This window comes from Streptomyces sp. NBC_01497, from assembly GCF_036250695.1.
Taxonomy (GTDB): Bacteria; Actinomycetota; Actinomycetes; order Streptomycetales; family Streptomycetaceae; genus Streptomyces.
Window position 1 is genome coordinate 3,033,974 of record NZ_CP109427.1, and the last position, 14,131, is coordinate 3,048,104.

Annotated in this window: 11 protein-coding genes; 7 read left to right on the forward strand and 4 right to left on the reverse strand. The window is 71.2% G+C overall.

The window, feature by feature from the left end; all coding sequences use genetic code 11:
• The first annotated feature begins 6 nt into the window (after positions 1-6).
• Positions 7-1,089: a hypothetical protein gene (locus OG310_RS12900; protein WP_329456032.1), complete on the forward strand. Its 1,083-nt coding sequence runs from the start codon at positions 7-9 to the stop codon at positions 1,087-1,089.
• Positions 1,090-1,363: 274 nt separating this feature from the next.
• Positions 1,364-3,334 (forward strand): molecular chaperone HtpG, encoded by a 1,971-nt coding sequence (htpG, locus tag OG310_RS12905; RefSeq protein WP_329456033.1) that lies wholly within the window; start codon positions 1,364-1,366, stop codon positions 3,332-3,334.
• 165 nt (positions 3,335-3,499) lie between these two features.
• Here the strand turns inward: htpG and OG310_RS12910 are convergent, their stop codons facing one another.
• The 4 genes from OG310_RS12910 to OG310_RS12925 form a co-directional block, all read right to left on the reverse strand.
• Complete coding sequence (locus tag OG310_RS12910) at positions 3,500-5,098, reverse strand: acyl-CoA mutase large subunit family protein (RefSeq protein ID WP_329456034.1); 1,599 nt, start codon at positions 5,096-5,098, stop codon at positions 3,500-3,502.
• A gap of 403 nt (positions 5,099-5,501) precedes the next feature.
• The gene (locus OG310_RS12915) at positions 5,502-6,692 is read right to left on the reverse strand and encodes a hypothetical protein (RefSeq protein WP_329456035.1); all 1,191 of its coding nucleotides are present in this window, start codon (positions 6,690-6,692) and stop codon (positions 5,502-5,504) included.
• Positions 6,692-7,426 (reverse strand): RNA polymerase sigma factor, encoded by a 735-nt coding sequence (locus tag OG310_RS12920; RefSeq protein WP_329456036.1) that lies wholly within the window; start codon positions 7,424-7,426, stop codon positions 6,692-6,694. The genes OG310_RS12915 and OG310_RS12920 overlap by 1 nt, the downstream gene beginning before the upstream one ends.
• 430 nt (positions 7,427-7,856) lie before the next feature.
• A complete protein-coding gene (locus tag OG310_RS12925; protein WP_329456037.1) occupies positions 7,857-9,524 on the reverse strand; it encodes a beta-N-acetylhexosaminidase in 1,668 nt (555 codons plus the stop codon).
• 304 nt (positions 9,525-9,828) lie between these two features.
• Here OG310_RS12925 and OG310_RS12930 point away from each other — a divergent pair, with 304 nt between their 5' ends.
• The 5 genes from OG310_RS12930 (at position 9,829) to OG310_RS12950 (ending at position 14,088) form a co-directional block, all read left to right on the forward strand.
• A complete protein-coding gene (locus tag OG310_RS12930) occupies positions 9,829-10,449 on the forward strand; it encodes a 2-oxo-4-hydroxy-4-carboxy-5-ureidoimidazoline decarboxylase (RefSeq protein ID WP_443078624.1) in 621 nt (206 codons plus the stop codon).
• Positions 10,450-10,655: 206 nt separating this feature from the next.
• Positions 10,656-11,036, forward strand: coding sequence for a succinate dehydrogenase, cytochrome b556 subunit (sdhC, locus tag OG310_RS12935; RefSeq protein ID WP_225013894.1), 381 nt, complete (start codon positions 10,656-10,658; stop codon positions 11,034-11,036).
• A 6-nt stretch (positions 11,037-11,042) separates the two neighbouring features.
• Positions 11,043-11,531 (forward strand): succinate dehydrogenase hydrophobic membrane anchor subunit, encoded by a 489-nt coding sequence (locus OG310_RS12940; protein ID WP_329456038.1) that lies wholly within the window; start codon positions 11,043-11,045, stop codon positions 11,529-11,531.
• A 20-nt stretch (positions 11,532-11,551) separates the two neighbouring features.
• Positions 11,552-13,306 (forward strand): succinate dehydrogenase flavoprotein subunit, encoded by a 1,755-nt coding sequence (sdhA, locus tag OG310_RS12945; RefSeq protein WP_329456039.1) that lies wholly within the window; start codon positions 11,552-11,554, stop codon positions 13,304-13,306.
• Positions 13,306-14,088, forward strand: a complete 783-nt coding sequence (locus OG310_RS12950; RefSeq protein ID WP_329456040.1) for a succinate dehydrogenase iron-sulfur subunit — start codon at positions 13,306-13,308, stop codon at positions 14,086-14,088. Before sdhA ends, OG310_RS12950 begins: the two co-directional genes overlap by 1 nt.
• Positions 14,089-14,131: the final 43 nt, after the last annotated feature.

Below are 14,131 nucleotides of genomic sequence, written 5' to 3' on the forward strand. Positions count from 1 at the left end.
CGGGCCATGCCGAGTCCGAGCGGGGAACGAGCCCCGCGCCGCCGCGACCTCCGCGCCCGAACGGCGATCGCGTTCGTGGAGAGCCCCGTCCAGCTGCTGAACGTGCTGGAGTGGGCGAGGACGGGTGGGAGGGGCGACGACCTGACCGTTGTCGTGCTCTCACCCACCGACCCGATGTCGCGCGGCCAGCTCCGCAGGATGGCCGAGCTGGCCCGCGACGAGGGCTGCACGGTGCGCTGGCAGGAGGCGAGGGGCGGCGCGGGGGCCCCGCTCAAGACGGTGCGCCAACTGGCGCCCCTGCTGCACCGGTCGGGCCGGATCGTGATCGGCGATCCGTTCTCCCGGTATGTGCAGCTGCTGCTCACGATGGCCGGCGGCAAGAGGCTGACCGTCGTCGACGACGGCACGGCGACGATGGAGTTCATCGGTCAGCTCGCGCGCGGCGAACGCCTGGTGCGCTGGCACCGGCGCGGCGGCCCCCGCGGGCCCCGTGAGCTCGTCCTCGCCCCCGTCACGGCGGCGGCCCGCCGCCGCCTGACCCCGACCGACGCCCGTTCGGTGGAGGTGTTCACCTCGATGCCGGTGCAGGAGGTGCCGCGAGGCATCGACGTGACGGAGAACCGCTTCGAGTGGACCCGCGCCACGTTCGGCCCGCCGAAGATCCTCGACGGCGCCGACCTCGTCGGCACCTCGCTGGTGGAGACGGGCGTCGTGGACGACGCGCAGTACACCGAGGCGGTCACGTCCCTGGCGCGCGAGCACCGCGCCATCCGCTACTTCGCGCACCGCCGCGAGAACGCCGAGAAGCTGCACGCGCTGCACGCGGCGACCGGTCTGGAGATCGTCCGCCCCGACCTGCCCCTGGAGCTGGTGGCCCGCCGGGGCCCGATCAGCAGGACCATCCTCAGTTTCCCGTCCACGGTCGTGCACACCCTGCCGCTGGCCCTCGCGGGCACCGGGGTGAAGGTCGCGGTCTGCGACATCGCCCCGGAGTGGCTCAGGGCCAACGCGTCCCCGCGCGCGCAAGGCTTCCTGTCGGGCGTGACCAGCGCGGCGAAGGACGTCCACCGGCTGGTGACACCGGCGTAAGGGCGCGACGGTGCCGCGCGAGGCCCCCGGGGTGTGCCGCACGGCACCGCCCCCGGGGGTCTCCGTGTCCGTGCGGGGTCCCCTCCGCACGCGCGGGCCGCGGCTGACGCCCCGCGCTCCGCGCCCGGACGGACGCGGCGAGCCTCCGGACGGCCCGGCCGGGCTGGGCGCTGCCGGCGGTCCCCGGAGCACTGTCCCGCCGCGCACCCCGGAGAAGACCTAAAATTCGGCAGTCAACTCCCGGTAACCGCTCGGCACAGAAGGAACACGGATCATGACAAGCGAGACGCACGAGTTCCAGGTGGAGGCGCGCCAGCTTCTCCAGATGATGATCCACTCGATCTACTCGAACAAGGACGTGTTCCTGCGCGAGCTCGTGTCCAACGCGTCCGACGCGCTCGACAAGCTGCGCCTCGAAGCGCTGCGCGACGGGGATCTCGGCGCGGACGTGTCCGACCTGCACGTCGCCATCGAGTCCGACCCGGCCGCCCGCACCCTGACCGTGCGCGACAACGGCATCGGCATGTCGCGCGAGGACGTCGTGGCGCTGATCGGGACGATCGCCAACTCCGGCACCGCGGCGTTCCTCAAGGACCTCAGGGCGGCCGAGGACTCCGCGACGGCGGACGGACTGATCGGCCAGTTCGGCGTGGGCTTCTACGCCAGCTTCATGGTGGCCGACGAGGTCACGCTGGTCACCCGGCTCGCGGGCGAGTCCGTGGGTACGCGGTGGACCTCGACCGGCGAGGGCACGTACACCGTCGAGGACGCGGTCGACGCCCCGCAGGGCACGGCGGTCACGCTGCACCTCAAGGCCGAGGACAGCGAGGACGGCCTGCACGACTACACCTCCCGGTGGAAGATCAAGGAGATCGTCAAGCGGTACTCGGACTTCATCACCTGGCCCATCCGGATGGCCGCGGAGCCGGTGGCCGCGGACACCGACGCCGACCCGGACGCCGACGGCGGGGACGGGGCGAGCGAGGCCGGGGACCGGGAAGCGGGCACCGCCCCGCCCGCGCCCGAGGTCCTCAACTCGATGAAGGCCCTGTGGGCCCGCTCGCGCGACGACGTCACGGACGACGAGTACCACGAGCTGTACAAGCACATCAGCCACGACTGGAACGACCCGCTGGAGACCATCCGCCTCCAGGCCGAGGGCACGTTCGAGTACCAGGCCCTGCTGTTCATCCCGTCCCACGCGCCGCACGACCTGTTCGCGCAGGACCACGCGCGGGGCGTCCAGCTGTATGTGAAGCGCGTGTTCATCATGGACAACTGCGAGGCGCTGATGCCGCCGTATCTGCGCTTCGTGAAGGGCGTCGTCGACGCGGCGGACCTCTCGCTCAACGTGTCGCGCGAGATCCTGCAGCAGGACCGGCAGATCCAGCTGATGCACCGGCGCCTGGCGAAGAAGGTCCTGTCGACCGTCAAGGACATGCAGGCGAAGGAACCGGAGCGCTACGCCACGTTCTGGCGGGAGTTCGGGCGCGCCCTGAAGGAGGGCCTGCTCAGCGACTTCGAGAACCAGGAGACCATCCTGAAGGTGTCCTCGTTCGCCTCCACGCACGACACGGAGAAGCCGACCACGCTGGCGCAGTACGTGGAACGCATGAAGGACGGCCAGGAGCACATCTTCCACCTCACGGGCGAGTCCCGGCAGGCGATGGAGAACTCGCCGCACCTGGAGGCGTTCCGCGCCAAGGGTATCGAGGTGCTGCTGCTGAGCGACCCGGTCGACGAGGTGTGGGTCGAGGCCGTGCCGCAGTTCGCCGGCAAGCAGCTGCGGTCCGTCGCCAAGGGCGAGGTCGACCTCGGGACCGAGGAGGAGAAGCAGGAGGCCGAAACCGAACGCGAGCAGTTGCAGGAGGAGTTCCAGGGCCTGCTGGCCTGGATGACGGAGCGGCTGGGTGAGAGCGTCAAGGAGGTACGGCTCTCCACCCGTCTGACGGTGTCCCCCGCCTGCATCGTCTCCGACGCGCACGACGTGACACCGGCGTTGGAGAACATGTACCGCGTCATGGGCCGGCCGGTCCCCCAGGTCAAGCGGATCCTCGAACTCAACCCGGGCCACCCGCTGGTGACGGGCCTCAACAAGGCCCACGCGGGGGGCGGGGACACCACCAACCTCGCGGAGACGACGGAACTCCTGCACGGAATGGCCCTGCTGGCCGAGGGCGGCGAGCTCGCGGACGCGCCGCGCTTCGTGAGGCTGCTGGCGGACCGCCTGGAGCGCACGCTCTGACGTCGCCCGCCCTTCCCGGGAGAGGTCTCGGGAGGGGCCGCCGCCGGGGTTCGGCCGGGACCGGCCGAGCGCGCCGCGAGGCTCCGCCGCCCCGCGCGGGGGCGGCGCCGTGTGGGCGGTGAGGGTTTCGGGGACCGCGGGCGCGGTCCCCGACCCCCCGCGGCGTCAGAAGACGTTCGCCGGCACGTAGGTGCCCCAGATCTCGCGCAGGGCGTTGCAGACCTCGCCCACCGTCGCCCGGGCCTTGAGCGCCGTCTTCATCGGGTAGAGGACGTTGTCCTCGCCGTTCGCGGCCTTGCGCAGGTCGGCCAGGGCCGCGTCGACCGCCGCCTGGTCCCGTCCCACCCGCAGGTCGGCGAGGCGCCCGGCCTGCTGGGCCTCGATGGCCGGGTCGACGCGCAGCGGCTCGTACGGCTCCTCCGCGTCCAGCTGGTAGCGGTTGACGCCGACGACGACCCGCTCGCCGCTGTCCGTCTCCTGGGCGATCGCGTACGCGCTGCGCTCGATCTCGTTCTTCTGGAAGCCGTGTTCGATCGCGTCGACCGCGCCACCGAGGTCCTCGACGCGCTCCATCAGCGCGAGCGCCGCCGCCTCCACCTCGTCCGTCATCTTCTCGACGACGTAACTGCCCGCGAACGGGTCGACGGTCGCGGTGACGTCCGTCTCGTAGGCGAGGACCTGCTGCGTGCGCAGCGCCAGCCGGGCGGACTTGTCGGTCGGCAGGGCGATCGCCTCGTCGAACGAGTTCGTGTGCAGCGACTGCGTACCGCCGAGCACGGCCGCGAGGCCCTGCACCGCGACCCGTACGAGATTGACCTCCGGCTGCTGCGCGGTGAGCTGCACGCCCGCCGTCTGGGTGTGGAAACGCAGCATCAGCGACTTGGGGTTCTTCGCCCCGAACTCGTCCCGCATCACCCGCGCCCAGATCCGCCGTGCCGCCCGGAACTTGGCGACCTCTTCGAGGATCGTCGTACGGGCGACGAAGAAGAACGACAGGCGCGGCGCGAAGTCGTCCACGTCCATCCCGGCCGCGACGGCGGTCCGCACGTACTCGATGCCGTCGGCGAGGGTGAACGCGATCTCCTGCGCGGGCGTGGCACCGGCCTCCGCCATGTGGTAGCCGGAGATGGAGATGGTGTTCCAGCGGGGGATCTCCGCCCGGCAGTACTTGAAGATGTCCGCGATCAGCCGCAGCGAGGGCTTCGGCGGGAAGATGTACGTGCCCCGCGCGATGTACTCCTTGAGCACGTCGTTCTGGATCGTGCCGGTCAGCTGGTCCGCCGGTACGCCCTGCTCCTCCGCGACCAGTTGGTACATGAGCAGCAGCAGCGCGGCGGGCGCGTTGATCGTCATCGAGGTGGAGACCTTGTCCAGCGGGATCCCGCCGAACAGCACCCGCATGTCGTCCACCGAGTCGATGGCCACGCCGACCTTGCCGACCTCGCCCGACGCGATCGCCGCGTCGCTGTCGTGGCCCATCTGGGTGGGCAGGTCGAAGGCGACGGACAGCCCCATCGTGCCGTTCGCGATGAGCTGCTTGTACCGGGCGTTGGACTCGGTGGCCGTGCCGAAGCCGGCGTACTGCCGCATCGTCCAGGGCCGCCCCGTGTACATCGACGGGTAGACACCGCGCGTGTAGGGGTACGCACCGGGCTCGCCCAGCTTCTCGGCCGGATCCCACGCGCTCAGGTCGCCCGGCCCGTAGACCGGCGCCACGGGGAATCCGCTCTCGGTCACTCGTTCGCCGCCGGGCTCGCGCGCCATGGTTCGTGCCTCCCTGGGAGCTCGTGTGGACGGCGTCGTCCACCTGAAGGGGACGGTGCCGGGCCCAGCCGGGCCGTCAGCGTCCTTGCGGCGGACTGTAGCCGCGCGGGTGGGAGGCTTGGAGGGCCACACGCTGGGACCTTGCTCACAGCTCGGGAGGCGCTTCGCCACCGGCGGGGAGGGAAGAGGCGCGGACGGGACCGGGGGAACGTGCCCCGTCCGCGCCTGTGCGCCGAGCCGAAGGTACGGGGGGAACCCCCGGCTCTGTGCGCTGCCGATGACCAGTCGGCTCACTCTCTACTGCGTCACACCGCGGAAAAACGTCACACCCTTCTGCCCGGCGGCTGAAAGCCCCAGGTCGCGCACGGCAGTACCACCGCGGGGGCGTCGTGCGCCCCGCGCGTCATCGGCGTGCGGCCCCGGGCGCCGCGGACGACGGGTCCCCCGACGACGCGCCGGTGGGGGACGAAGTGGCGCCCCCCGTCGAGCCGGACGCGCCGCCGGAGGGTGTCACGGACGGCGAGCCACCGTGCTGGCCGTACGGCGTCGCGGAGGAGCTGCCGCCGGGCGACGGTGGGCCGGACCCCTCCCCACCACCGGGGTCGTGCACACCGAAGCCACCGCTCGGGCTCGAACTCGGGCCCGTGGAAGCGCCGGCGGGGTGCCCGCCGTGGGTGTGCCCGCCATGCGCGTGCCCGCCGTCGAGGAGGCGGGCGCAGAACGCGGCGGCGCCGGACGGCCCCTTCGCCACGCGCAGCAGCATGTCCTTGCGGCGGTGGTCCAGTGTGCCGTCCCGCAGGCCCTGGCAGGCCTCGACGGCCGCCACGTACCAGGCGGACGGCGTGCCCGCACCGGAATCCGCCGCGCTCGGCGAGGATCGGCCGGCCGCCGGGGCCGACCCCGACGCGGAGGGGGAAGGCCCCGGCCCGTCACTCACCCCGGCACCGGTCGCGACGCTGTGCGCGGCGTCGAGTGAGAGCAGCCGCTTCCCGACGGTCTTCCAGGGCCCCAGGTCCACGTCGTCAGGGACGGGGTCCGCGAGAGCCGGCATGCTGCCCGCCGTGCCGGAGGCCGAAGGCAGCGGTCCCCCGCTCAGGGGCGCGGGCGCGCGGGGCACCCCGTTGCCGCCGGTCGTCGCGGGCGCCAGGAGCACACCCGATCCGAAGGCGAGGGCCGTGCCGCCGAGGACACAGCCGACGAGTGTCGCGGCGAGGCCGCGCGGGCGCCCGCCCTCGAACAGTGCCCGGACGGCCGTCCTTCGGCCGGCGCCGGCCGAACGTCCGCCGTGCGCGCGGCGGGTGGCGACGCGATCCGCGTGAGCGCTTGCCCGGTCCCGGCGCGCCGCCCGGAACGCGGCCACGGCGGCCGCCTCCCCGCGGGTCTCCCCCGCCGGTCCGGGACGCCCGCCCGCGTCGTCGACCGGGCCGGGGCCGCCGCCGGTGTTTGCGTGTGCGACGCGGGACAGGTCACCGAGGGCGGCGGCGATCCGCGCGGCGTCCTGTGCCGCGTACGCCCCAGTGGTCTCGACAGGCTCGGCGCGCAGCAGTCTCTCGGCGCTCTCCTCATCGAGCCACCGGTCACGCTCGTCGGCCATCACATGTCCTTCTGCGTCCGCAGGCGCGAATGCGTCACACCTATGGAGGCAGAGATTCCCGGGCGGGGGGTGCGCTGCAGCGGCACGCCGCCGAGCGCGCCACCCCGCGGCACCAGGCCCCGGGCGGCCTCGGGACCGATGCCGGGCAGCGCGCCGGGCCCCGTACGGTAAGCGGTTTCGACGGCGCCCGCCTCGATCAGCTCGGCGAGCTTCTTCAGGCCGCGGTGCGCGGCGGTACGGACCGCTCCCGGACGCTTGCCGAGTGTTTCGGCCGCCGACTTCGCGTCGAGCCCGACCACGACCCGCAGCACCACGGCCTCGGCCTGGTCCTGGGGCAGTTGGGCGATGAACGCCAGCGTCCGGCTGGTCGCGAGCGCCTCCATGGCCTCATCCGCGGTGTCCGACTCGGCGGGCCTGCCCGTCAGTTCGCTCTCGTCGCCGCCGACGGCGGGCCGCCTGCCCCGCATGCGCAGGTGATCGAGGGCACGGTTGCGCGCTATCCGGGCGGCCCAGCCGCGGAACCTGTCGGCGTCGCCCTCGAACGTGCCGAGGTCGCGCGCGATCTGCAGCCAGCCCTCGGAGGTGACGTCCTCGGCGTCGTAGTCGCCGACCAGCGTCCTGACGTAGCCGAGCAGTCGCGGATGCACGGCGCGGTAGACGGTACGGAAGGCGTCCTCGTCCCCGTCCCGCGCCGCACGCACCGCGGCGGTGAGCTCCGCGTCATCCCCCAGCACAACCCACAACCCGTCCTGATCCGCAGCTGGTCATTGCCGCGCCATCCCACGCGTTTTGCACGCTACGGCCTTTTCGCACCCGGCGTCCATGACTCGTACACGTCGCAACAACGTACTGCGGGGACCGGTGTGACAGAAACGGCACGGACGGCGCTGACATGAGTGACGGGGTCGCTCTGCGGCTTCGCACGGCGACGGCCGGGGTCTCTCCTGTGGGGGGTGGCGACCCCGGTCGTCGCTCCCCGGGGAGCGGACCGGCCCCTGGCCCTTCCCCGCGCTCCGCCTTTCGGGCGACGTCAGCCGGGCTCCCCGAACCCGCCCGCATCGCGACACCCCGCCGGGCCTGTGCCTTGCCGCACGCCGTCCGCCTCGTACCGGCCGGACCCCAGCCGGTCCCGGGCCCGTACCAGCCGGACCCGGGACCGGGGCCTCAGGACTCCGGCGGTGTGGTGGGCCGCGCCGGGGAGGGGGACGCGGAGGTCGGCGACGGGCTGGGCGCGGGGGTGACCACTGATCCGGCCGAGGCGTCGATCCGGTCGGCGAGCGCCATGAACTGCTGCCAGCCCAGGGTCGGTTTGCCCGGCGCCCACAGCCGCTGCGCCAGCGCGTTGAGCGGCATCCGGATGCCCGCGGCGACCTGCGCCGTCGTCTGCGCGTCGGGGACGTCGCCCCAGACCGCGAACCGCGCGCCCCGGATCTGCGCGTCGTACTTCGCCGGTACGGGCGAGGTCCCGCGCATCACGAGCGGGCTCCACTCCTGGTAGATCCGCTGCCCGGTCGGGTAGGTGAAGCCGTTGGGCTGGCCGAGGACGTAGTACAGGTACTCGTCGTTGAGGTTCATCATCTGACGCCCCTCCTTCAGGTACGTGACCGGCGGGATCTTCCCCGCCTCCCGGCCGGTCCAGTACTCGACGAGGAAGTTCTTGGACGGCTTGGCGATACCGTCCGGGAAGACCCCGTCGTTCCACACCCTCGGCTTCTTGCCGAGCTTCTCGACCACCGCGGCCCGTGCGTTGATCCAGTTGGTCGCGAGGTCCCGCACCGTGGCGTTCGGCCCGTACTTCTTGCGTGCGGCGGCGGCCAGTTGCGGGAACTTCGTCTGCGGGTCCGCGGCGGTCAGCGCCAGGTACTCGTCGCCGCCGATGTGCCAGTACGGGCCGGGGAAGAGCTTCGCGTACTCGGTGAGCAGCTGGTCCACGATCTTCGCGGACTGCGGGTTCGAGATGTCGACGGCACCCTGGTACGTGGTGCCCGACGCGTTGCGCAGCTGGATGTCCGGGTGCTTGGCGATGACGGCGCCGAGGTGTCCCGGCGAGTCGATCTCGGGGACGATCGTGATGTGCAGCCGGGTGGCGAGCGCGATGATCTGCTGGGTCTGCGCGGTCGTCAGGTGCTGCGGAGAGACGATCTCGGGGTGGCTGGTCGACGCGATGCGGAAGCCCTGGTCGTCGGAGAAGTGCAGCCCCAGCTCGTTGAGCTTGAGGTCGGCCATCTGCCGCAGCCGGTCCTCGATCCAGTCCGCCGGGTAGAACTTGCGGGCGATGTCGAGGTTGAGGCCGCGCTCCGGCTTGGCGGGCTGATCGTGGACCACCCCTTCCGGCATGTCGCCGGAGTCGCGGACGGACTGCTTGAGCGTCCGGGTCCCGTAGAAGACACCCGACTGGTCCGGTCCCTTGATCACGACACGGCCGCCGCTGGTGGTCAGCGTGTACGACTCGGCCGCGCCGCCCCCGCCGAGGGCCAGTTCCACGTCCCCGGCCCGCGCGGCGGCGGTGCCCCGGTAGTGGATCTTCAGCTCCTTCGCGATGAGCTGTGCCTCGTCGGCCAGCCCCTGCCCGGCGGCGCCGGACGCCACGACGACACCGCTGGACGATGCCGGCTTCCAGCCGGGCCCGTGGACGGCCGTGAAGTGGCGCACGGACGGGATGGTGCCCGGCGCGCTCGACAGCGGGAAGCTGCGGGTGGGCGTCGGGGACGCGGCGGGCGAGGATCCGGTGCCGTTCGCGCCGGGGGAACCGCTCTGGCAGGCGGTGAGCGTCAGCGCGCCGACGGCCACGGCCGCCGTCGCCGCGCCGAAGGTGCTGCGCGGTTGCCACATTATTCGAGTCCTCCTGATGCCGCGGGGTGATGCCGGTGTGGTGCTCGCTCGATACCGCTCCGGCGCTGGTCCGGTACGGGTCCGGTGCTCGGGCGGGACGCTCGGGTGGTGGCGTTCGGGTCGTCCTGCTGCGAACCTGCCACGCCGACGTCCACGCCGCATGTCGAAACTTCTTCGTACGAGTGAAAGAGTGTGCGCGCGGTTCTCGGCCACCACGACGTCTCGCTAGCGTCGGGGCACCGCGGCGGCCGGACCCGCCCACCGGGCCGGGCAACCCCCGCCATCCGCACCAGCGTCCCCCGCCGTGTCCCATGTCGCGTACGAGGAGCCCCTGCTGTCCCGCGAGGAGTCAGGGCTGCGCCGTTTCAACGGCGCCCCCGCAGCCACCGTCCACGAAGCCCTGCTGGCGTGCTGCGGCAGTGACCGCTGGGCCGCGAGGATCACCGCCCACCGACCGTACCCCGATCTCGCCGCGCTGCTCGCGGCGGCCGACGAGGCAGCCTACGACCTGTCACCCGCCGACCTCGGCCGGGCGCTGGCGGCGGAGTCCGCCGCCGACCGGTGCGCGCACGCGTCCCGGACCGACGTGCCGCAGGCCGCGGCGACGGCCCTGCGCGCCGGGTTCGCCGCGTACGAGGCCAGCTTCGGCCATACGTTCGTCATCAGCCTGGACGGCCGGGCGCCCGACGAATACCTCGGCCAGGTGCTCGCGGACATCAGGACCCGCCTCGGCAACGATCCCGAGGAGGAGCGCGCCGTGGCGGCCGACGAGCTCCGCAGGCTCGGCCGCACCAGGCTCGGCGCCCTGCTGACGCGCCTCGCCGACGGCTCCGACGGCCTCGACGGCTTCGACGGCGACGCGCCGGTGGGCTCTCCCGTCGTCCCGGCACCCGGCGGAGCGCCCGAAATGCCGCGTCCACGGTGATCCGCCCCGGTCCCGGTAGTCCGTACGAGGCTCTTTGACTGCGGGTTCGATCACACCGGCGACCCCCGGGCGAGCGGACCGACAACTCGTCGCTAACATGGCCGGGGCCGGTGGACCGTACCCGGCCGGGCGCGACCGACACCACTGTGCTTGACCAAGTAGAAGATGGCGGCCGGCCCCGATCCCCGCTTCCGGAGGGTTTTTCCGTGCCGGCTGGAACGTTGTACCGCGGCCGGGAAGGCATGTGGTCGTGGGTGGCTCACCGAGTCACCGGTGTCCTCATCTTCTTCTTCCTGTTCGTACACGTGCTGGACACCGCTCTTGTCCGTGTCTCCCCCGAGGCCTACGACCATGTCGTAGCGACCTACAAGAACCCTGTCGTCGCGGTGCTTGAGTACGGCCTGGTGGCCGCAATCCTCTTCCACGCGCTGAACGGGCTGCGCGTGATCGCCGTGGACTTCTGGTCCAAGGGCCCGCGCTACCAGAAGCAGATGCTGTGGTCTGCCGTGGTCCTGTGGCTGGTGCTGATGATCGGCGCCCTTTACCCCGTGCTCGGCCACGCATTCCGTCAAGTGTTCGGGAGCTAGTGACCCATGTCCGCAGACACCACTTCCGCGGCCGGCTCCGCGATCGGCGAGGTCGAGGGCGCGAGCCTCTTCGACGTCGACCATCCGGCCCCGTTCATCGAGGCGCCCCGCTCGCGCACCCGCAAGACCCCGAAGTCCACCCGTGGCAACTTCGAGATGGCCGCCTGGCTCTTCATGCGCCTGTCCGGCGTCGTCCTGGTCGTCCTGGTCCTCGGTCACCTGCTGATCCAGCTGGTGCTGGACGGCGGTGTGTCCAAGATCGGCTTCGCCTTCGTGGCGGGCCGCTGGGCCAACCCGTTCTGGCAGATCTGGGACCTGGCGATGCTGTGGCTCGCCATGCTGCATGGCTGCAACGGCCTGCGCACCGTGGTGAACGACTACGCGGAGCGTCCCGCACCCCGGATGTGGCTGAAGGGCCTGCTCTACGCAGCCACCATCTGGACCGTCCTGCTGGGCACGCTGGTGATCTTCACCTTCGACCCGAACATCCGCTAGAGCCGGGGCTGACGACACCCATGAAGATCCACAAGTACGACACCGTCATCGTCGGCGCCGGCGGCGCCGGGATGCGCGCGGCCATCGAGTCCACCAAGCGCAGCCGGACGGCCGTCCTGACCAAGCTGTACCCGACCAGGTCCCACACCGGTGCGGCGCAGGGCGGCATGGCCGCCGCGCTCGCCAACGTGGAGGACGACAACTGGGAGTGGCACACCTTCGACACGATCAAGGGCGGCGACTACCTGGTCGACCAGGACGCCGCCGAGATCCTCGCGAAGGAGGCCATCGACGCGGTCCTCGACCTGGAGAAGATGGGCCTGCCCTTCAACAGGACGCCCGAGGGCAAGATCGACCAGCGCCGCTTCGGCGGGCACTCCCGCAACCACGGCGAGGCCCCGGTCCGGCGGTCCTGCTACGCGGCCGACCGCACCGGCCACATGATCCTCCAGACGCTGTACCAGAACTGCGTCAAGGAGGGCGTGGAGTTCTTCAACGAGTTCTACGTCCTGGACCAGATCATGGTCGAGGTCGACGGCGTGCGGAAGTCCGCCGGCGTCGTCGCGTACGAACTGGCGACCGGCGAGATCCACATCTTCCAGGCGAAGGCCGTGATCTACGCGTCCGGTGGCACGGGCAAGTTCTTCAAGGTGACCTCCAACGCGCACACCCTCACCGGTGACGGCCAGGCGGCCTGCTACCGGCGCGGCCTGCCGCTGGAGGACATGGAGTTCTTCCAGTTCCACCCGACGGGCATCTGGCGCATGGGCATCCTGCTCACGGAGGGCGCCCGCGGCGAGGGCGGCATCCTGCGCAACAAGGACGGCGAGCGCTTCATGGAGAAGTACGCGCCCGTCATGAAGGACCTCGCCTCGCGTGACGTCGTCTCGCGCTCCATCTACACGGAGATCCGCGAGGGCCGCGGCTGCGGTCCGGCCGGCGACCACGTCTACCTGGACCTCACCCACCTGCCGCCGGAGCAGCTGGACGCCAAGCTGCCCGACATCACCGAGTTCGCCCGGACCTACCTCGGCATCGAGCCGTACACGGACCCGATCCCGATCCAGCCGACCGCGCACTACGCGATGGGTGGCATCCCCACCAACGTGACGGGCGAGGTCCTCTCCGACAACACCACGGTGGTGCCCGGCCTGTACGCGGCCGGCGAGGTCGCCTGCGTCTCCGTGCACGGCGCGAACCGCCTCGGCACGAACTCCCTCCTCGACATCAACGTCTTCGGCCGCCGCTCCGGCATCGCCGCCGCCGAGTACGCGGCGAAGACCGAGTTCGTCGAACTGCCGGAGCAACCGGAGACGTTCGTCCTCGGACAGGTCGAGAAGCTGCTGTCGTCCACGGGCAAGGAGCGCGTCTCCGTCCTGCGCAACGAGCTGCAGGAGTGCATGGACGCCAACGTGATGGTCTTCCGTACGGAGCAGACCATCAAGACGGCGGTCGAGCGGATCTCCGAACTGCGCGAGCGGTACCAGCACGTGTCGATCCAGGACAAGGGCAAGCGGTTCAACACGGACCTGCTGGAGGCCATCGAGCTGGGCAACCTGCTCGACCTGGCCGAGGTCATGGCCGTGTCGGCGCTGGCCCGCAAGGAGTCCCGCGGCGGTCACTACCGCGAGGACTTCCCCAACCGCGACGATGTGAACTTCATGCGCCACACGATGGCGTACCGCGAGGTCGGCGACGACGGCATCGAGTCCATCCGGCTCGACTACAAGCCGGTCGTCCAGACCCGCTACCAGCCGATGGAGCGTAAGTACTGATGGCTACCCCGACCATGGACCGGCTGGAGGCGGACGCCGCCGCCTCCGACCACCTGCTCACCGTCACGTTCAGGATCCGCCGCTTCAACCCGGAGGTCTCGGACGAGTCGACGTGGCAGGACTTCCGGATCGACATCGACCCGAAGGAACGGGTGCTCGACGGCCTCCACAAAATCAAGTGGGAGCTCGACGGCACGCTGACCTTCCGGCGCTCCTGCGCGCACGGTGTCTGCGGCTCCGACGCCATGCGGATCAACGGGAAGAACCGCCTCGCCTGCAAGACACTGATCAAGGACATCGTCTCGCTGGACAAGACGGGCGTCGCCTCCAAGCCCATCACGATCGAGGCCATAAAGGGCCTGACGGTCCTGAAGGACCTGGTCGTGGACATGGACCCGTTCTTCCAGGCGTACCGCGACGTGATGCCGTTCCTCGTCACCACCGGCAACGAGCCGACGCGCGAGCGGTACCAGTCGGCAGAGGACCGCGAGCGGTTCGACGACACCACCAAGTGCATCCTGTGCGCGGCGTGCACGTCGTCCTGCCCGGTGTTCTGGAACGACGGCCAGTACTTCGGCCCCGCGGCGATCGTCAACGCGCACCGCTTCATCTTCGACTCGCGCGACGAGGCCGGTGAGCAGCGCCTGGAGATCCTCAACGACCGCGACGGCGTGTGGCGTTGCCGGACGACCTTCAACTGCACGGACGCCTGTCCGCGCGGCATCGAGGTCACGAAGGCGATCCAGGAGGTCAAGCGGGCGCTGATCACGCGCCGGTTCTGACCCCCGGGGACCCCTCCGCGAAGCAGTCCGCCCGCCCTTGTGT